Origin of the sequence: Vibrio diazotrophicus (genome assembly GCF_038452265.1) — a bacterium.
Classification (GTDB): domain Bacteria; phylum Pseudomonadota; class Gammaproteobacteria; order Enterobacterales; family Vibrionaceae; genus Vibrio; species Vibrio diazotrophicus.
Genome location: NZ_CP151842.1, coordinates 1,047,694 through 1,067,253 on the forward strand (window position 1 = coordinate 1,047,694; position 19,560 = coordinate 1,067,253).

General features: G+C 40.6%; 18 protein-coding genes. 7 read left to right on the forward strand and 11 right to left on the reverse strand.

Annotated elements, in window-relative coordinates; genetic code table 11:
- Positions 1 to 588 precede the first annotated feature (588 nt).
- Positions 589 to 2,058: a group II intron reverse transcriptase/maturase gene (gene ltrA / locus AAGA51_RS04760; protein ID WP_042490453.1), complete on the forward strand. Its 1,470-nt coding sequence runs from the start codon at positions 589 to 591 to the stop codon at positions 2,056 to 2,058.
- Between the two features lie 217 nt (positions 2,059 to 2,275).
- Here ltrA and AAGA51_RS04765 read toward each other — a convergent pair whose 3' ends face one another.
- Positions 2,276 to 3,277 (reverse strand): GGDEF domain-containing protein, encoded by a 1,002-nt coding sequence (locus tag AAGA51_RS04765; RefSeq protein ID WP_042490481.1) that lies wholly within the window; start codon positions 3,275 to 3,277, stop codon positions 2,276 to 2,278.
- Between the two features lie 192 nt (positions 3,278 to 3,469).
- Between AAGA51_RS04765 and AAGA51_RS04770 the strand changes: the two genes are divergently transcribed.
- Positions 3,470 to 4,501 carry an IS110 family transposase gene (locus tag AAGA51_RS04770; RefSeq protein WP_042490479.1) on the forward strand — a complete coding sequence of 344 codons (1,032 nt, stop codon included), beginning with the start codon at positions 3,470 to 3,472 and terminating at the stop codon, positions 4,499 to 4,501.
- 507 nt (positions 4,502 to 5,008) lie between these two features.
- Entirely contained in the window at positions 5,009 to 6,097 is a 1,089-nt protein-coding gene (locus tag AAGA51_RS04775; protein WP_042486913.1) for a hypothetical protein, read from the forward strand.
- A gap of 248 nt (positions 6,098 to 6,345) precedes the next feature.
- Here AAGA51_RS04775 and AAGA51_RS04780 read toward each other — a convergent pair whose 3' ends face one another.
- From AAGA51_RS04780 to AAGA51_RS04800, 5 genes are all read right to left on the reverse strand, one after another.
- Positions 6,346 to 7,041 carry a DUF4405 domain-containing protein gene (locus AAGA51_RS04780; protein WP_042486910.1) on the reverse strand — a complete coding sequence of 232 codons (696 nt, stop codon included), beginning with the start codon at positions 7,039 to 7,041 and terminating at the stop codon, positions 6,346 to 6,348.
- Positions 7,042 to 7,053: 12 nt separating this feature from the next.
- Positions 7,054 to 7,647 carry a flavodoxin gene (locus AAGA51_RS04785; RefSeq protein ID WP_342291545.1) on the reverse strand — a complete coding sequence of 198 codons (594 nt, stop codon included), beginning with the start codon at positions 7,645 to 7,647 and terminating at the stop codon, positions 7,054 to 7,056.
- Positions 7,648 to 7,816: 169 nt separating this feature from the next.
- Positions 7,817 to 8,221, reverse strand: coding sequence for a carboxymuconolactone decarboxylase family protein (locus AAGA51_RS04790; RefSeq protein WP_156102050.1), 405 nt, complete (start codon positions 8,219 to 8,221; stop codon positions 7,817 to 7,819).
- 152 nt (positions 8,222 to 8,373) lie between these two features.
- Positions 8,374 to 9,798 (reverse strand): heavy metal sensor histidine kinase, encoded by a 1,425-nt coding sequence (locus tag AAGA51_RS04795; protein ID WP_042486943.1) that lies wholly within the window; start codon positions 9,796 to 9,798, stop codon positions 8,374 to 8,376.
- Between the two features lie 21 nt (positions 9,799 to 9,819).
- Positions 9,820 to 10,500 (reverse strand): heavy metal response regulator transcription factor, encoded by a 681-nt coding sequence (locus tag AAGA51_RS04800; RefSeq protein ID WP_042486908.1) that lies wholly within the window; start codon positions 10,498 to 10,500, stop codon positions 9,820 to 9,822.
- A gap of 278 nt (positions 10,501 to 10,778) precedes the next feature.
- Here AAGA51_RS04800 and AAGA51_RS04805 point away from each other — a divergent pair, with 278 nt between their 5' ends.
- From AAGA51_RS04805 to AAGA51_RS04820, 4 genes are all read left to right on the forward strand, one after another.
- Positions 10,779 to 11,834 (forward strand): alpha/beta hydrolase, encoded by a 1,056-nt coding sequence (locus AAGA51_RS04805; RefSeq protein WP_042486905.1) that lies wholly within the window; start codon positions 10,779 to 10,781, stop codon positions 11,832 to 11,834.
- 232 nt (positions 11,835 to 12,066) lie between these two features.
- Positions 12,067 to 12,273 (forward strand): hypothetical protein, encoded by a 207-nt coding sequence (locus AAGA51_RS04810; RefSeq protein ID WP_042486902.1) that lies wholly within the window; start codon positions 12,067 to 12,069, stop codon positions 12,271 to 12,273.
- A 154-nt stretch (positions 12,274 to 12,427) separates the two neighbouring features.
- Entirely contained in the window at positions 12,428 to 12,901 is a 474-nt protein-coding gene (locus AAGA51_RS04815; RefSeq protein WP_052404608.1) for a cupin domain-containing protein, read from the forward strand.
- Between the two features lie 65 nt (positions 12,902 to 12,966).
- Complete coding sequence (locus AAGA51_RS04820) at positions 12,967 to 14,130, forward strand: aldo/keto reductase (protein WP_042486900.1); 1,164 nt, start codon at positions 12,967 to 12,969, stop codon at positions 14,128 to 14,130.
- Positions 14,131 to 14,190: 60 nt separating this feature from the next.
- Here AAGA51_RS04820 and AAGA51_RS04825 read toward each other — a convergent pair whose 3' ends face one another.
- The 5 genes from AAGA51_RS04825 to AAGA51_RS04845 form a co-directional block, all read right to left on the reverse strand.
- A complete protein-coding gene (locus AAGA51_RS04825) occupies positions 14,191 to 14,808 on the reverse strand; it encodes a flavodoxin (RefSeq protein WP_081878723.1) in 618 nt (205 codons plus the stop codon).
- A gap of 56 nt (positions 14,809 to 14,864) precedes the next feature.
- A complete protein-coding gene (locus AAGA51_RS04830; protein WP_042486897.1) occupies positions 14,865 to 15,716 on the reverse strand; it encodes an aldo/keto reductase in 852 nt (283 codons plus the stop codon).
- A gap of 36 nt (positions 15,717 to 15,752) precedes the next feature.
- Positions 15,753 to 16,724 (reverse strand): aldo/keto reductase, encoded by a 972-nt coding sequence (locus AAGA51_RS04835; protein ID WP_042486895.1) that lies wholly within the window; start codon positions 16,722 to 16,724, stop codon positions 15,753 to 15,755.
- 94 nt (positions 16,725 to 16,818) lie between these two features.
- Positions 16,819 to 17,715, reverse strand: a complete 897-nt coding sequence (locus AAGA51_RS04840) for a LysR family transcriptional regulator (RefSeq protein WP_042486892.1) — start codon at positions 17,713 to 17,715, stop codon at positions 16,819 to 16,821.
- Between the two features lie 157 nt (positions 17,716 to 17,872).
- Positions 17,873 to 19,315: an MFS transporter gene (locus AAGA51_RS04845; RefSeq protein ID WP_042486889.1), complete on the reverse strand. Its 1,443-nt coding sequence runs from the start codon at positions 19,313 to 19,315 to the stop codon at positions 17,873 to 17,875.
- Between the last annotated feature and the right edge of the window lie 245 nt (positions 19,316 to 19,560).

A 19,560-nucleotide genomic window follows, 5' to 3' on the forward strand; every position in this document is an offset into this window, starting at 1 on the left:
ATGATTTTGGGGCGTGCGACGTGAAGTCGTATGAAGCGCTGTTCACCGCTCAACGAGTGAACCATCTGTATCACCAGATGAACCTAGGAGCCTGAATAAAGTAGCGGCTCTGACAATGTAACGAAGGTTGGTATTTTCCAATCGGGATTGAAATCGTGAGAGGACGATCCTCCTGATAACCACAAAATCGGGTAAGTGCTAGGTAGTCAGCATGATGAACATAAGTGAATCCGCGTAAGGTGCGTTAATCGATGAACAGCGGAAGTGGTTAATACGCTGTAGCCAAAAGGCACGAGAGTCGGAAAGAGATTGCCCCATGCTCTTTCGTGATCGCTGAACTCTCCGCACCATAGCGGGCATCTACACTGACATTGCGCGACATATGGAACACGGTAAGCCTGTATCACTCCCTCTGGGAAAGCCTTTGTGGCCGATAGTGATGCAGGTAGAGGATGTTGGAAAAAGCGAAGGCTGCATTGTAACGATGCAGATACAGATTCATATCTGATCACGAAAGTGAGCTGACTTCCGACTGGTCTTTCGTTGCAAGATAATTTGAAGAACTTTATTCAGGGAGAAATGCAAAGGATGATTTCAAAAGAGATTAGTGCCTCTCCTGACAGTGCTCAATGGCAATCCATAAACTGGAAAGCCGTTGAATCCCATGTTTTAAAGCTTCAGATGCGTATTGCAAAGGCAACACGAGAAGGTAAACACGGCAAAGCGAAAGCGTTGCAGTGGATACTGACTCACTCACGCTCAGCAAAACTTCTTGCTGTTAAGCGGGTATCACAAAATAAAGGCAGTAAAACGCCTGGAATTGACGGCGTTATCTGGAATACAGATACGCGCCGCATGAAAGCAGTCAACCAATTGAGCAGAAAAGCTTATCAAGCCAAACCGCTCAAGCGTATCTACATCCCCAAGAAAAACGGCAAGCTCAGACCACTGGGTATCCCCTGCATGGTCGATAGAGCGCAGCAAGCGCTTCATCTTCTTGCTCTGGAGCCAATATCAGAAACACTTGCCGACCCTAACAGTTATGGATTTAGACCAAACCGTAGCACTGCCGATGCGGTCGCACAGTGCTTCAAGTGTCTGGCATTAAAGAAATCAGCTCAATGGGTTCTTGAGGGAGACATCAAAGCCTGTTTCGACAAGATCGGGCATCAATGGCTGATGAATAACATTGCCGTAGATAAACGCATGTTGGAACAATGGTTAAAGTCTGGTTTTATGGACAAAGGGCTGTTCTACCATACTGACGAGGGCACACCACAAGGTGGGGTCATATCTCCGACCTTGATGCTAATGACTCTTGCAGGACTTGAGCAACGCATAAAGTCTACCGCACTCAAAAAGGGTGCCAGAGCCAACTTTATCGGATACGCCGACGATTTCGTCGTCACCTGTGCTTCAAAGGAAGTGCTGGAGAACGATATCAAGCCGTTGATTGCTGATTTCTTGGCAGAAAGAGGCTTAACACTCTCCGAAGAGAAAACGCACATTACTCATATCAGCCGTGGTTTTGACTTCCTAGGTTTTAATCATAGGAAGTACAAAGGGAAATTGCTCATTAAACCGAGCAAATCCAACACACTATTGTTCTTGAGCAACTTGCGCGAACTCATCAAGAAGCACGCAACCATCCCTGTTAACGATTTAATCAAGTTGATAAATCCGAAACTCAGGGGCTGGTCGAATTACTATCGGCACTGCGTGGCTAAACAGGTATTCGGATATGTAGGTCACAAGCTATTCCATACGTTATGGCATTGGGCTAAAAGGCGTCATCCAACAAAATCCAGAACTTGGATCGCGCTTAAATACTTCATCAACCGTCAGGGTCAATGGCAATTTCACGGTTGGCAGAAGATCATGGATATGGATTGTCAGTTCAATCTGTTTCAAATAGCTAAGGTGCCAATAGAGAGACATGTGAAAATCAGGAGTGCCGCTACGCCCTTTGATCCTCAATACCAAGAATACTTGGCTAAGAGAAAATCAAAGAAGCAATGCCGTAACTCTTGGCATGAGCCTGCTCTCACTGCTTTATAAGTTGCTGGGTGCCAATCGGTGCCTTTGTGAAGGCTTGAGCCTAGTGCGGTGAAAGTTGCACGCTGGGTTCTTAGAGGGACGACACTTGGTAACAGGTGTCGTCTACTCGACAAAAGTTTGCTAGTATTTTATCCAATGTAGAAAACCATGAACTACTTCAAGCATGGGAGCCTTGTTATTAATAAGCTAATGATATTAATTAATTTTTATTCTATTGTTACCTAGGCTGCATTCTCATCTTTTGGTAATGGTTGCGCTTGACCGAGTACATTCTCTGATCAGCTAAGTCGAGAAGGTGGTCTACTTCCACTCCATCTTGAGGTGTTAGTGAAAACCCAATACTGGCTTTCAAATTAATCGTATTAGTTTCATACACGACTGTTTTTGTTACTTCAGCTTCCAATCGTTGCACCAAATCTTTAGCATCTTCGCTACTCTTGAGGGGAGATATGATTCCAAACTCATCTCCGCCAATCCTCGCAACGGTATCTAACTCTCGGGTAGCTCTACGCAGACAATTAGCAAACTCTTTTATTGCCACATCACCGATTCTGTGACCCAAATTATCGTTAATCACTTTCAGACCATCCAAGTCACAAATAACGATTGCATACGGATGGCTAGATTCCATTTTTGTTAGTAGGGTGCTTCTAAGTCTATCCATAAAAAACGCTTTGTTTGCTAAACCGGTTAAACTATCTCTTGTTGCTTTTATGAACAAAGCATTGCGGTCATATCGTTCTGACAAAAACATGAGTGAAGCTATAGTTTCTGCTAATAGACTCAGTATAAAGACTTCTTCATCTCCAAACTTATTAACGGAAGACGACATCACCTTCAATACGCCTACTGTTTTGCCAAGATGATTCAATGGCTGTACGAGCATTGAACGCAACCCGATTTTCCTGCATGCCTCTATATCTACACGTGAGTCCGCTTCCGAATCAGAACATACTAAAGCCCTGCTAGAATCTATACAGAGACCAGATAAACTTGATGCAGCTTCTAACCTTAAACCTAAGTAGTTAGAGGCAATACCGGAAGCAGCTCGATAAACCATCTGACCATCATCGGCTAGTTCGATAACAGCACCATCTGCTCTTACAAGCGGCAATGCTCTATCAACTACTCGCTGCATTACAGCACCTAAATCCAAACCTAACTTAGTCAGTTCGGTCTGCATTTTTATGACCTCTAGTAGCTTTTCATTCGTAGGCATACAAAATTTCCATGTCTTTAAAAAGAACGCTGTTTACCACTAACTATAGCTTCTCAATTAATAACCCGTTATTTTTGTCGAGCTGTAAAAATATGAATGAGATGAGATTTATCCTAACTTGATGTATGGAATCCACTCTTCCCCTGCCAATCTAAACTTAGCAGGAGGAGATAAATACCCGAGGGTTCCAACATGCTGACCAACAATGTTATTGCTATCGACTTAGCTAAAAACGTCCTTCAAATCTGCCATATCAGCGTTCATGGCGAGTTACTTTTTAATCGAGCTTTAAGCCGACAAAAAGCAAAAGAGTTTCTTACTACAACGAAACCATCTATCGTTGCGATGGAAGGTTGTTGTGGCTGCCATTATTGGGGACAGTTAGCTGAGAAATGTGGTCATGAGGTCAGAATTATTAATCCCAAGAAAGTAAAAGGCTACTTAGAAGGCCATAAAACCGACCACAATGATGCTCTTGCCATTGCTAATGCAGCTATACAAATTGGTATAAAATACAGCCGACCTAAAACATTAGAACAACAAGCTATGCACTCTTTGGAAAGCAGTCGACGCTTTTTATCTCGTAGTGTCGTATCACTTGGGCAGCATATCAGAGGAACGATCTTGGGCTACGGGATAGCAAACCCAAGAGGCGAAAAAGGATTAAAAGCCTCCATTCAATCCGTGTTAGATGGTGAAACTCCAATACCAGCTAATGTGGTTTCTGTTCTTGCCATGTTGTGGGAACAATACAAACTACTCAAGTCTAAATTAATTGAATTTGAAAAAGAGAAAAATGCCTTAACTCGCCAGATTGAACCATGCCAAAGATTAATGGAAATCGAAGGGGTTGGCGAGACAACAGCAGCGATGCTTTACACCACTCTTGGCGATGGCAAGCAGTTCAAAAATGGAAGACAAGCTTCAGCATTCGTTGGACTGACACCTAAGCAACATAGCTCGGGCGGAAAAGTGTTTATGATAGGAATTGATAAATGCGGAGGGGTTAAAGAATTACGTTCTTTACTTTATCTTGGGGCGATGTCCTACGTTGGCCGACTGCCAGAAACACCTAAAACTCAAAAAGACGCTTGGCTAGCTAAAATCATCAAACGCATTGGGTACAAGAAAGCCTGTATTGCACTCGCCAATAAAATAGTCCGAACAGCATGGGCAATACTTCGTTACGAAACTAAATATAAGCCAATATTGCTAACCAATTAATTAAACCAAATTTTACGAAATGATGATGCATAAAAGGTAAGACCAACCTACTGAAAACCTGACCATTCTGTCATGCTTAACAAGCTGTAAACTCGATGAGGACAGTAGGTGCGCAAACATCAAAGGTTAGAAGGTCGCTCCTTCACAAGAAACCGAATATACGTACGCATCTTAACTCTTTATTTGCCAAATCACTTTGTAAATACGTGGATTCCATATACGGAAAGGGGCAAAGGCGTGTTGGCCTAGATCACAAGTTTGCGGAGACCAGCTTCAGCACGTCCTAGGATAAAAGCTACTTCGAGGTTCAGTTCTTCTATTTGCCTTCGGATAATGTCTAGCTATACAACTGGCTAGAGATCCTCATCGTTCAAATCTAACTAAGTGACAAAGCCCAGCGTATCACTTCAAATCAAATCAAAGAAGAAGTTGAAGAATTGAAGAACTATCACTATCATTTTTGCCATTCTTTATAATATTTTCAATTAGTTAGAAGGCGATTAGAGAATGAGAAACGTTGTTAGTGACGATAAAATCAGTGATTTTCGAGACTTAGTTAACTCAAACTCTAGCTTTGTGTATCAAATATACAAAGATAACGGTGGTAAGAATCTTTTTAACCTCGTTTGCTCTGCTATGGATTGGATCTCTGTCTCTGTTCGCCACTTAGAAAATGCGCCTGAGTTTGACAAGAACATAGATAGTAGATGTATGCAAGTCTACTCTCTGATCTCTTCAATAGACCTTATTTTCGAGTCAATAAAACAACTCCATCGAGTGTTTATAACTGATAAGAAAGATCCGTTTTATGGTGAAAAGAAATGTTTCAAAGATCGCCTCTTCGCTAATGAAGATGATAATAATTATTTTAAAACTATCAGGGCGTGTTTCGGTGCTCACCCCGTAAACCTGAACCAAGAAAACTCAAAGCGTTTCGCAAGTTGGCCATTTCAAAGTCATTTCAACACTGGCGATTTGAGTGTTCATTTGTACAGTCGAGATGTGGGTAAAGAAGACCTAACGTTAAACCTCAATATCAATGAGCTGCTGGAATTTCTCAGAATTCGATATGAGTATCTTGATGTTATTGCTGATAGGATTGAAACGCTGTTTGTTGAATATCAACACAAACTTTCAAAAGAAAAAATTGAGACTAAATCAGATCCTTTAGAACAACTCTATGTTCTTCGTACTGAGTCAGAAAAACGATTAGATAACGATTACTATAACGGGGAGATTGACGACCTGATTATGATTTTTGAAGCGGAAGTAACTGACGCTGACCTTGTACCATTGGCTGATAAGTATAAAGAATCCCTCCTACCTCTGATTGAAGAGATTAAGACGAATCTTCAAGATATGAACATCGTTGACCTAGCAAACGATAGTGAGCTGAGAATAAGATCTGAACTTGATAAAGAGTTACGTTATGAACTTGGTAAGTTCTACACTTGGGTTCACGGTGGCAGGTACGATCCGCTACTTGAATACTATTTTGAAAGGTTTAACGCTTCTACTGACGGTAAGTTTAAGTTCACCAAAACTGATGACATCAAACTTACGTTTCTTAAAGCAAAGCTCATGCTAACTGAATAGTGTGAACAAATTGGCTCAGCTTTTTTCTTTTGCTGTTCATTACTTTTTGTATATCAAAGTTGCCTCAACATCACTGTTTGAACTTTGGATTGTAACTCATAAAGGGACACTTCTGAGCCAGAAGAGCCAACCGTGAAGGTTCTGAACAAGAGCGTGCTACAGTTTTTCGCGACGAAATTCCTTTGTTCACGCCTTTTCAGTATCTTTATTAAATTAGAAAACACCACATTGCAGCTATTATAGGAAGTTCAATATACTTTCCTCGATGCTTTTTCATCTAACATTAGAGCCATCCACGTCAAAATACGCGTTAGATAAGCAACAGCGATTACGATTGAAAAGAAGCCTAAATAGAATCTCAGTTTTGATTCATCAAAATCAAAAAATGAGTAATTTACCTGCATCAATAGATAAGTATGAATTTGTCGTTCGATAACCTCATTGAACCCATAAAGTGAAACTAGAATAAAAACAAAGGGAATTAAGCGGTTTGCTAAAAATGCAGAGGGATAAATATGCCAAATTTTACTAAAAAAGCCTGCCAGCATTTTCCAATGCATCCCAAGATGTACAGCAATTAAAACTTGCATCCAGTGAACGCTTGTCATGTGTATCTTTCGAATCAAGTCCGCCGAGTTATGAAAAAAAGCATCAGGAGCAACATATTGAGATAGCATTAGCCCACTGATAGCAGCAAGAACGAATGAAACCATCAAAATCCCCGTAGATAACAATCTCAAACGGCGAAATAGATCGTATTCACCTTTGGCGATTCTCTTGAACCAGTGCACATTCAAGACGCAATGCAGAGCAATGAGGAGAAGCAAAGCCACTCCTAACCATTCATGTAGCGCTTCTCCCCAAAGGTGAAAACCAAACAAAGCTCCAACTAGCATTAGTAAAAATGCATCTTGAACAACTTGAAATATGTACTTTCTCTTCATTTAGGTATTCTGTTATTGCTTAGTGAAAGTATTTAGCCATTGAGATACTTGAGACGGGATCTGCTCGCTATCAATTCTATTTCTTGATATCGCAAGCCCAGTAGTAACAACATCAGCGTTAGGTTGCAGATTTTGGATGACTTTTATCGAGCCAGAGAATCGGCTTCCGCCATGAACAGTAAATGGAATGATGGTTTTTCCCGAAAAATTATTCTGTTCAAAGAATGTGTACATGATCATAGGCATCTGATACCACCAGATCGGATAACCGACATAAACAGTATCGTACTGCTCTAAATCTGGTAGCGGTGTTTTGATAGCAGGCCGAGTATTGGTTCGTTTTTCTTTCTGGGCAAATTCAAGTAATGGATCATGCGTATCAGGATATTCAAACGGTGCTTCAATACGATAGATATCACCACCAGTTTGTTGTTGAATGAGCTGTGCTACATATTGATTAGATCCAACAACATTGCCATTTTTTAGCAAAACGCTTGCGCCAGTCGCTGCATCGACGCCATTTAACGCAACGTTTTCTGGTACAGAAAAGTAAGCGATCAGCACTTTCTTTTCTGCGCTTTGTGCCGTTGAAACAAAAACTGTCATCAATAATATAGTTATTCTAGCTAAGTTATTTTTTAGATGAAATTTTAGTTTATTCAAAATAAGCCTCATTAATATTATCTATAATGGCTTACCTATATTATGTAAGCCATTTATATTAAAAATTACAATTTTTTATTATTGTTTACGACTATTAATCTGTATTGATGTTTTATTCTGGTTTTAGTTCATTAAATACTTCTCTTGCAACAGGTACTGCTGTAACAGAAGTCGGCCAACCAGAATAAAAAGCAAGATGAGTAATAGCTTCCATTATCTGTTCTTGAGTTAAACCATTCTTCAAACCGATTCGAATATGAGAACGCAATTGGTCTGGTCTATTCATCGCCACAAGCGCACTAATTGTTACAAGACTTCTATCTCTTGGCGACAGCTCTTTGCGTTCCCATATATCAGCATACAAAACATCGTCAGTAAGCTGCGCTAACTTAGGCGCAATATCACCCATTAGAAACTGGGCACGTGTAGGCTGCTCATTAGCAAAACTCATATTGGTTGCTGCACCAACGAACATAACACTAGACAACAATACTGGTTTAAAAAATTTTAATGTCATAATTATTTCCTCCATTTAAGATGGTAAATATCCATTAATAAGACGAAATAATTTTAACTTTACAATAAGGTCAGCAAGATGACGCCAACCTTACACGCATGTCAGTTAATATATTTAATTTGAAAATAATAATTGTTTATTAATTACAAAGATTAGCCATTATTATAATTTAGATTCATGTTATTTAATGTTTCTATATTTTCTGAACATTTTTCTAATCTATTACTTAATGTAAACCCAAACGTATTGGTGCCTTGCTCACTGGTGGCAAAAACTGTGCCGCCATGCATCAGTGCTACAGCCTTTACTATCGATAATCCTAAACCATGATGAGCGTGACTATTCTTTCGAGCGGAATCCATTCGATAAAAACGTTCAAAGAGACGCGATAGATGTGTAGGCTCAATTGTGTCACCAACATTAGATACAGAAACATGAACCTCATCGTGAACTTGTTGAAACTTAACTTTCACACATGAGTGTGGTTTGGCATATCGGGCGCTATTGCTAAGTAAATTTGCTAAAGCTCGATTAAAAAGCCGATAGTCGATACATGCACTCACATCACCATCAATTGCGACTTCAATATCATTCTCGAAAAACAGCGGTGAAACATATTCTATCGTTTTATCTGCTTCCTCTCGTAAAGACACCTTTTTAACATTAGTGGCATTCTCTCCAGCATAAGCTCTGGAGAGAAAAAGCATATCATTCACAATAGATGTCATTCGCTCCAACTCTTCTAGATTAGAACCTAAGATATCTTGCATACTTTCTGTTGATTGGCGGCTTGATAGCGCAAGCTGTGTTTGACCAATCAAATTCGTAAGCGGAGTTTTCAGCTCATGAGCAACATCCGAGTTGAAACTGTCTAGCTGTTGCCACGCGACTTCCTGTCTGTCTAAAACACCGTTAAACGAAACGGCTAGCTCTTTTAGTTCAACGGGCAACGAATCAGAATCTAAACGCATGCCATGCTCATCTGGCGCTAAATGTTGTGCTTGCTCACTAAGAGAATGTACGGGTTTCATTCCAATACGCACGAGGACAAAACTAAGTAACGCAATAAGTCCCAGACCGAAAACAGTGATAATCACAAGGTTTCGTGTGAACTCATCATATGTCCCCATATAAGCGCTTGATTCAAGACCTATTGCATAACGCAAGCCTTTGGTCGGTAAATCAACAATATATAGATAGGTCGAACAAGCCTCTGGGGTTGGAGACGGTATTCTCACGTAACCAGAGTTTAAGTCTGAAATGTTTACACCAGGAAGAAACGTATTACTTAACATCGACTGATTATTCGAATCAAATATCCAATAAGTAACACGACCTCCTTCAGTTAAAGTTAAGTCAGAAAGCTTAGCGACCAATACCTCCCAACTATTTAGATCAGTTCGAGAAGTTATCCAAGGCTCAATCAAATTAGCTCTAAATGACAGTTCATTGTGCATTTGATTTGCCAAAGAATCATGCAATGAAATACGAAGTAATAAGCCATAAATTGAGACAATTACGACAAAGGCAATGACAAACATTACTGCTAGACGAAAAGTGACTGAACGACGAAACATAAGTGCATTCATACTTCACATTTACTCATTTCGGACTTCGAGTACATAACCCATACCTCTCACAGTATGAATAAGCTTATCGGTAAAAGGCGAGTCTACTTTTGCTCTTACTCGCTTGATTGCAACTTCAACAACATTGGCATCACTATCAAAATTCATGTCCCAAATTTGTTCAGCGATCATCATCTTAGATAAAATTTCACCTTGATGGCGAGCCAGCAAACTCAATAAAGCAAACTCCTTCGCGGTCAGTTCGAGTCTTTTCCCTGCGCGAGTCACTCTTCGGGCAAGTAAGTCGAGGCTTAAATCGTGAATTTGTAAACGTGTGATATCTGCGCCATCACTAGGACGACGCCTTAACAAAGCTTGAACACGTGCGACCAACTCTGTTAGCGAGAATGGCTTAGGCAAAAAATCATCTGCGCCATGCTGTAAGCCTTTAACTCTGTCGTCAACACAGCCACGGGCTGAGAGCATAATCACTGGCGTTTGTTTATTTTTTCGCAACTGTTCTAGAACACCGTAGCCATCCAAATTTGGTAGCATGAGGTCCAAAATAATCACATCGTAGTCATACTCAAGAGCGAGATGCAATCCATCAATCCCGTTTTCAGCCAAGTCGACAGTAAAACCTAACTCAGTTAACGCTCGATTAATGTAGGAAGATGTTTTCTCTTCATCTTCCACCAGTAGTAATCGCATCCCATCTCCTCAAACATTCTAAGCTTTGCATTCATTTCACGGTTTCTATTATAACGGTTCATAAATAACATATTGCTGACATTTTACTGTCAGTTTTGTCAGAAATGTTCAAATATTCCCTTAAATATCAAACAACGAAAAATCTGACAAAATTGTTATTTCATCGTCACTCTCTCGTCAGCGACTTCTCCCTATCATTTCCCTACTTTAAAAGCCGAAGTAATCGGTAATTAAACAATTAATGGTTATTTAAAATATAGAAATCAGGGGACAAAATCATGAATCGGAATATTCTCAAAGTAACACTTCTTGCTGCAACTCTTGGTCTTGTTTCAGGGGCGGCTTTTGCAGAGGATTATAGGCAGAACCCTTTTACACTGACTTACAAGAATGCAATCACAGAGAACGTTGTGGGTAAAGTTAATATCCATGCAGTTAACTATGCATTGAATGGAGTAAACATTGTAGCTAACGTATATACCCCTGCAAACTATGACCCAAGTAAACAATACCCAGCTATAGTTGTTGCTCATCCTAATGGAGGAGTGAAAGAACAAGTCGCAGGTTTATATGCTCAAAGACTTGCAGAAATGGGGTACATCACGATTGCAGCGGATGCGGCCTACCAAGGTGGCAGTGGCGGCGAACCGAGAAATATAGACAAACCATCTCATCGTATTGAAGACATACACGGTATGGCAGATTTCATCAGCCAATATCCTGGTGTTGATGCAACAGAATTAGGTTTACTCGGCATTTGTGGCGGCGGCGGTTACTCGTTAAAAGCGGCTCAAACAGATAAACGATTTAAATCAGTGGCAACATTAAGTATGTTTAATTCGGGACTTGTAAGACGTAATGGCTATGTAAACTCCCAGACGGATACTATACAAGAGCGCCTCAAACAAGCTTCTGAAGCAAGAGCACTGGAAGCAAGTAGTGGCGAAATTCGATATACAGGTGATGCTCAGTTAACAGATGAGCAAATTGCAAAACTTCCATTCGAGTTGTACCGAGAAGGCTTCATCTACTACGGCAAGACACACGCACATCCAAATTCAACATTTCGTTATACCGTTAGCAGCTTGCTAGAGTTAATGAGTTTTGATGCAACTAACAACATCGACCTTATTAACCAACCTCTGCTCATGATTGCAGGAAGTAAAGCGGATTCGTTATACATGACGCAAGACGCCTTTATAAAAGCATCAGGAGCAGACTCTAAAGAGCTATTTTTGATTGATGGCGCAACACATATTCAGACATATTGGAATCCAGAATATGTCGATAAAGCGGTATCAAAGCTAACCGAGTTTTACGGAAAAAACTTATAGTTTAGAGATATGGGTGCGTTTCAATCAGGCGGATTTAACCGCCTGATTGACTAAAAACAAGTATCGAATTAATTAATCTGTATGACGGGCAGAAAACTTTATGAAAATATGTCTTTCACCTAGATTTACCGTCTTAATGAAATGCGTAATCTCTGTATCTGTTCTCTTGTGTTTACAAAATGCTGCTGCTTTTCAACAAAAGTCTGATAGTTGGAGTGAAAGGTTTGGTGACATGGTTTTTATCAGTTCGGTTATGAATAATGCCACAGAGTTCAATACTGACGCTCCATTCCCGCCATTTAAAGAATCTACCAGTCGTGGAAATCAAGTAACACAGCCAACGAACATTGACAGTAAAAACCTTTCTTACACCATACTTGCGTCCGACGATGAGTATTCAAAGATTCTATATGAACAAGAACATCTATTTTTAGCCTAGTGGCAAGAAATCGTAGGGGCAGACATCATCACGCTTTAAGTTTTTGATTCCGTAACAAAGCTGACAAAAATGTTATGTCAGCGTCATGATGTCGTCAGTCTATCTCTCATAACATGAATTCATACAATGATATTTGCTTACGATAGAATTTATGATGAATAGACGGATAAAAACACCAATAGTATTAATCTCGTTATTTTGTGGAACTGGACTAATTAGCCCTATAGCTCTTGGGCAAAACCAAACCATAACTAAATTTGAACAACACCAAATCCATCAAGCTCCTGACACAACTTTTTCAGGAAAAGCTCACTTTTCCCGTTATCCAATTCTTCCTACTTCCAACGATGTTGCGCCTGCGATTGTGCATTTCGAAGCCAACACTGTGACCAATTGGCACATACATAAGCACGGTCAATATTTGATTGTTACTGACGGTGAAGGCCGCACTCAGGAATGGGGACAACCAATTCAACACTTATCCGTTGGCGACATCGTTTGGTGCCCACCTGGGACTAAGCATTGGCACGGTGCAAGCGTAGATAAGTCAATGACTCATATCGCGATTAGCCCTGTATCAACGGATGGTCCTAGCGTCACGTGGCTTGAAAAAGTGGAATTTAACTAAACCAGAAAAACCTAACTGACGTTCTCAGATATGAGGATTTCCTTTACTTACTAAAAGGACAAATTATGAAAAAAAATGAATTACCTATCGAGGAAAGTCGTCGTTCTTTTTTGACAAAAGGGGCAACATTAGCTGCGGCGACGATGCTTCCTAGCATCGCTTCAGCCACTCAGACAACAGCCTCGAATTCCACACTACGAAAGACTTCTCAAACTCAGCTTCCAATTAGAAAATTGGGTAATCTCGAAGTCTCCAGTGTTGGAATAGGCGTCCAAAATATGAGTCGAAAGTACGATACGAGTGTACCGTATCGACCAGAGATGATTAGAGTTATACGTTCAGCCTACGAAAATGGAGTTACCTTTTTTGATGCGGCTGAAGCTTACGGTCCACTGGAAGTTGAACGAATCTTGGGTGAAGGTGTTGTGCCGTTTAGAGATAAAATCGTTATCGCTACTAAATTTGGTTGGAACATCGATCAGGAAACAGGAGCGCGTTTACCTGGATTAAATAGCCGACCGGAGCATATTAAGATTGTTGTAGAAGGGATGTTAAAACGTCTTAAAACAGACCGTATAGACCTCCTGTATCAACATCGAGTTGACCCTAATGTTCCAATTGAAGATGTCGCTGGCGCAGTAAAAGATCTTATGGCTGAAGGCAAGGTACTCAATTGGGGACTAAGTGAGATGGGGTTAAATACCCTTAGACGAGCACATAAGGAACTCCCTGTCGCTGCTGTTCAAAGCGAATATTCAATGCTTTGGAGAGGTCCAGAGAAGTCCGTACTTCCTACTTGTGAAGAGTTAGGTATTGGATTTGTTCCATGGAGTCCACTTGGCGTTCAGTTCCTGACGGGTTGGATCGATGAAAGAACCCGCTTCGCACAAGGCGACTTTAGAAGTACTGAATCACGATTCTTCCCTGAAAATTTGGCTCATAACATGAAATTGGTGGAGCTAATTACGCAATGGGCTGTACGAAAAAATGCAGCGCCAGCCCAAATAGCTTTAGCTTGGTTAATGGCACAGAAACCATGGATCGTGCCGATACCAGGAACGACGAGCAAAGATCATATGCTGCAAAACACTCAAGCGGTAAATGTTACGTTTACAGCTCAAGAGTTATCGGAACTGAATGATTCATTATCGAAAATAGAGATCAAAGGAAATAGATTGCCAGATGCTGTACAAGTTTATTCTGACGTCGAAGCTCCTTTAAAATCGTAACTATTGTGTTATTTCTTAAACGTTCAGCCACCTATCATAAAAGATAAGTGGCTTAATTTTTTACTTTTTCTTTAACGATTCCAACCAGTTAACAACTCCAGCATCAACTTCTTTAGCTCTGTCATTTTTTATTTCTAGAAATCTACCGTCTCTCTCCGAGCCTCCAACAAAAGAGATACCCTGTTTAACTTTGCAACCGATACATAATTGCGTGATTTGTTCAAAGCTACTGCCAATGCCATTGCCACCATTCGTATTGAAGGGGATGACGACTTTTCCACTCAAATTATTGTTAGACAGAAATGATTTCGTCGGCGGCGGTAAGCGCATCCCCCAAGTAGGAAAACCAATAAATATTGAATCGTAGTCTTTTAAATCTGAAATTGAAGTTTTTAACTCAGGGAGAAAACCAGTTTCATTTTCTCTTCTGACTTGCTCAACGATTGCTTTGTAGTCTGTCGGATAAGGTTGCTTTAGCTCTAATGCGATCAATCTGCCGCCAGTGTGTCGTTGGATTATTTCAGCAACCGCTTTAGTGTTCTCCGTGCGGCTCAAATAAACGATAAGAACATTTCCCATGCTCACATCATTGTACAGTGCTTTTGAATCAGCCTGAACGGCTAATGGAAACAACATAGCATTAGCTGATAAAAACAGTACTAATATTGCTCTTAACATCTTCTCACCAATAAAAAGAGAGGCTGTAAACAGCCTCTCAAAGTCTAAATTATCGATTAAACATTGAGTTTTCGGTCTGATAACCACTTAACCATTGCAGGATCGCGATGAGAGAAGAATGCGCTAGTCGCAGTATCAAGAGAAGCAATAAGAGCCATGTCTTGAGCATCGAGTTCGAAATCAAAGATGTTTAAGTTTTCAGCCATACGTTCTTTACGTACGGTTTTAGCTAAAGCCACAATATTGCGCTGAACAACCCATCTCAACACCACCTGACCAATAGATTTGCCATATTTCTCTGCAATTTGTGTTAATACAGGATGAGAGAATAAATTCTGGCGACCTTCGGCAAAAGGTGCCCATGCTTCAGGTTGAATACCATTCGCCAGCATATAAGGTACAGGATGTAGCTGTTGCTGAAACGGGTTGACCTCCACTTGGTTGACCGCTGGTACAATATTATTAAATGCAACCAAATCAGCTAATCTATCAGGCATAAAATTGCTAACACCAATCGCTTTAATTTTGCCTTCTTTATACAATTCTTCCAACGCTCTCCATGCACCATGAACATCACCAAACGGTTGGTGAATAAGGTAAAGGTCAACGTAGTCCATTTGTAAGCGATTTAGAGAACGCTCAAATTGTGCTTTAGCGCCTTCGTAGCTAGCCCCTTCAAGCCATAATTTTGTGGTAACGAACAGTTCATCACGTTCAATACCACTTGTTTTAATCGCATTACCGACTTCGACTTCATTCATATACGAGGCTGCGGTATCAATTAGGCGATAGCCGACGTCAATCGCATCAATGACAGCTTGCTCACACTCTTTTGGATCATTCATTTGAAAAACGCCAAAACCAGCAATTGGCATTTCAATGCCATTATTTAAAGTTACAGTTTGCATTTGTTAGTATTCCTAGAGTTGTCATCAAGTGACTAATTAATAACGATTTCCAACCACATTTATGTTAGCCATTGCACTGGCAATATCTGATAAATCGTTAAGAGTTAAATTGAGATCTGTCGAAGCATTGTTTTCACGTAAACGTGCTAAGTTTCGAGAACCAGGTATAGGCACAATCCAAGGCTTTTGAGCAAGTAACCAAGCAAGAGCTACTTGAGCAGGTGTCGCTTGATATTGCTGCCCAATACGAATAAGAAGATCAACGACGGCTTGATTGGCATCTATTGCTTCAGCCGTAAATCTAGGGTTGTGACTACGTATGTCGCCTTTGTCATAGGTAGTTGATTTGGTAATTGCACCAGTCAAGAAGCCACGACCTAAAGGGCTATAAGGCACGAGACCTATGCCAAGTTCTTCACAGGTTGGCAGGATTTCAGCTTCAATGTCACGCCACCATATAGAGTACTCACTTTGCAATGCAGTAACGGGCTGAACCGCATGCGCTCTACGAATAATATCCGCGCTCGCTTCTGACAAACCAAAGTGCTTAACTTTGCCTTCTTTAATTAAATCTTGAACAGCGCCTGCTACATCTTCGATAGGAACATTTGGATCAACACGGTGTTGATAGAATAAATCTAAACAATCGACTTTTAGGCGTTTTAGTGATTCTTCAGCCACTCGTTTAATTTGTGCAGGGCGGCTATCAAAGCCTTCATTCGGAGTAGGTCCAGTGCCTTGTGCACTGTGTTTAAACCCAAACTTTGTAGCAATGATAAGTTTATCTTTATTAACTGAACTCAGGGCTTCGCCAAGCAACGATTCATTCGTGAAAGGTCCATAAACTTCTGCGGTATCAAAAAATGTCACGCCTTCATCCACAGACTGACGTAGAAAGTTAATCATTTCTTTCTTGTCAGTAGGTTTGTCTCCAAAGCTCATGCGCATACAGCCCAGACCTAACGCAGACACTTCTAAATCACTGGCTCCCAGAACTCTCGTTTTCATGGTTATCTCCAATCCTCAGCAAATGAAATGTCATTATAGGAGTGGCAATAACCAATGATAATGGCGGAATAATTAATGGACTTATCGATTTAATTCATGAATACCGTTGATAACGAAGTGCATCAACGAGCAGTTTGAATGCGGGGGAGCTTAATTGACGGTTTGCATAGTAAAGGTAATAGCCATCAAAGGGAGGGCACCAGTCTTCAAGGACTCGTTCTAGATGACCATTTTTTAAATGATCTTGTACTATATCCTCTGGTACATAGGTGATCCCAAGGCCATCTAATGACGCATTAAGACGGCTTTGTGTACTGGTCATGACCACTTGCCCTTTAACGTTGACGTTAATGACTTTGTCGTCTTTTTCAAACTCCCACGCATACACGCCGCCGTAGGTGGGAAATCGAATGTTAATACAGTTGTGTTCAACTAATTCGTGAGGCGTTGAAGGCTTACCTTTCTTTCTCCAATATTCAGGGGTTGCCACAACAGCCATTCGCATTGGAGGGGAAATAGGTACAGCGATCATATTTTGATCTAGGCTTTCACCTAGACGAATCCCTGCATCAAATCGTTCAGATACGATATCGACAAAACCATAATTGACGCTGATTTCAACGTTAATATCTGGATATTCCAATAGGAGATCTCGAACTTTCGGCCAAAGTATTGTATTCACAGCATGCTCTGCGGCTGTGATCCGGATTGTTCCTGCGGGTCTTAATTTGAACTCATTGATCAGCTCAAGTTCATGGTCAATTTCGGTTAACTTGGGAGCGATAGAATTCATTAATCTCTCACCAGCTTCTGTTGGCGAGACACTACGAGTCGTCCGGTTAAGCAAACGAACATCCAAACGTTTTTCTAAACCGCCAACGGCATGGCTCAACGCTGATTGAGAAACACCAAGCAAACCAGCAGCTTTAGTAAAACTGCCTTCTCTTGCCACTGTGACAAATGCCAGTAAATCGTTGTAATTTTTGTTCATGTCTGTCGTCTATTATTTACTTAGTGGAAAATCATGCGTCATATGTATGAGGTTATTTTTACATAACGGATGACTTACCATTACTATAGTTAATCAATAGCTGACATGAAATAAATTCATTAATTAAAAACTATTATTATGAAACCATGATTATTTTTTAAGACTGTTGAACTGACTTCACCAACATTCGATATTTACGCCACCAAGCGGGAATAAAGTTCAATACCAAAATGAAGGCTATTGCACCAACAATCATCCATACACTTCCCTTATATGCCGCAGAGATTTGATGCGCAAGTAGCAGATTACCTGATAATTCTGGTGTCATAGCTGATGAAAATACGACGACGAGGATACTAAGACCTAGACTACCGCCTAATTGATGCGCCACATTGACAAGTCCTGATGCCGCGCCTGTATCTTCTCTCGCGACACCAGCGACTCCCGCAATAGTAAGTGGTCCTAATGCAGCACCGTTACCAAAGCCAATGATGAACATTGGAATGGCGACACCAACAATATAATTACTTTCTACCGTCACAAGGCTCAGACGCCAAAGTCCTGCGAATAAGAATACGAAAGCAATCAACATAACAGCTTGGTTGCCTAACCGTTTTGTCATGGCTGGAACCATGCGAGAAGCGAAAAACGTAGGAATAGTGAAAGGCAAAAAGCCAATACCAGCTTGCACAGGTGTAAACTGCAATACTCCTTGCATAAACTGAGTTGAGAAAAAGAAAAAACTCACCATAGCCCCAAGAAACAGCATACGAGCTAAATATGCTCCAACGCGCTCTCTACTGTTAAAGAGTCGTAATGGTAAAATTGGCTGTGCCGCTTTTGACTCATGGAAGAAAAATACAGCTAATAAGACAATGGAAGCAATCAAAGATGATTGAGTAACCATGCTGCCCCAGCCTAATGAAGCAGATTCAACAATACTAAACACTAATAAAGTCATGCCAATCGTTGACGTAAGTGCACCAAGAATATCGAAGTTACCCTTCTGAGTTTCGGATTCCTCTAATACTTTCCGTCCAGCGTACAAAAGTACAATCCCTACAGGAACATTGACTAAAAATCCAATTCGCCATGTTAACCAACCAGCAAACACACCGCCAGCAACGAGTCCCAAGCTTGCCCCTATGCCTGCTGTAGCAGCGTAATAAGAAAGTGCTTTAGTCCGTTCTTCACCTTCAGAAAAGTAAATAGAAAGTAGAGATAGAGTAGAAGGCGCAAGGATCGCTGCACCGAGTCCTTGTACAGCCCTGGCGACAAACATTGTTGATGCGTTCGGTGCTAGACCGATAACTAAAGATGTAACGGTGAATAACGTTAAGCCAATCATAAACATTCGCTTACGACCAACGAGATCTCCTGCACGAGCACCGAGCATCATGAATCCACCAAAGCTTAGTGTGTATGCATTTTGAACCCAAGAAAGCTCAGTCGTCGTTAAATCAAAAGCAAGGCGAATTTCTGGCAAGCCCGTAATGACAATAGAAGTATCAAGCAAAATAACAAAGTAGCTTGCTAATACGATGGCTAAGACGTGCATTTTATTCACATCGCGCTCTTCTTTTAAAATTTGAGGTTTCATTATGCTTTTCCACCAATTGCAAAATCATTGATGCCGCGAATAGTAACAATCTGTTACTACGTGATAACCCCACTAAACATGAAAGCACTTATGAATAAAACTTATTAATTATGAAATAATAAGTATTAATCAGTATGTTAGGTTTATTTTTTGTATAGCGTTAGAGGCGTTTTCAAATAAAGACAAATTAATAATTATTCCTCATTAATGAAATTATCTAATGAGTGCTATCAGCAGGTGCGCAT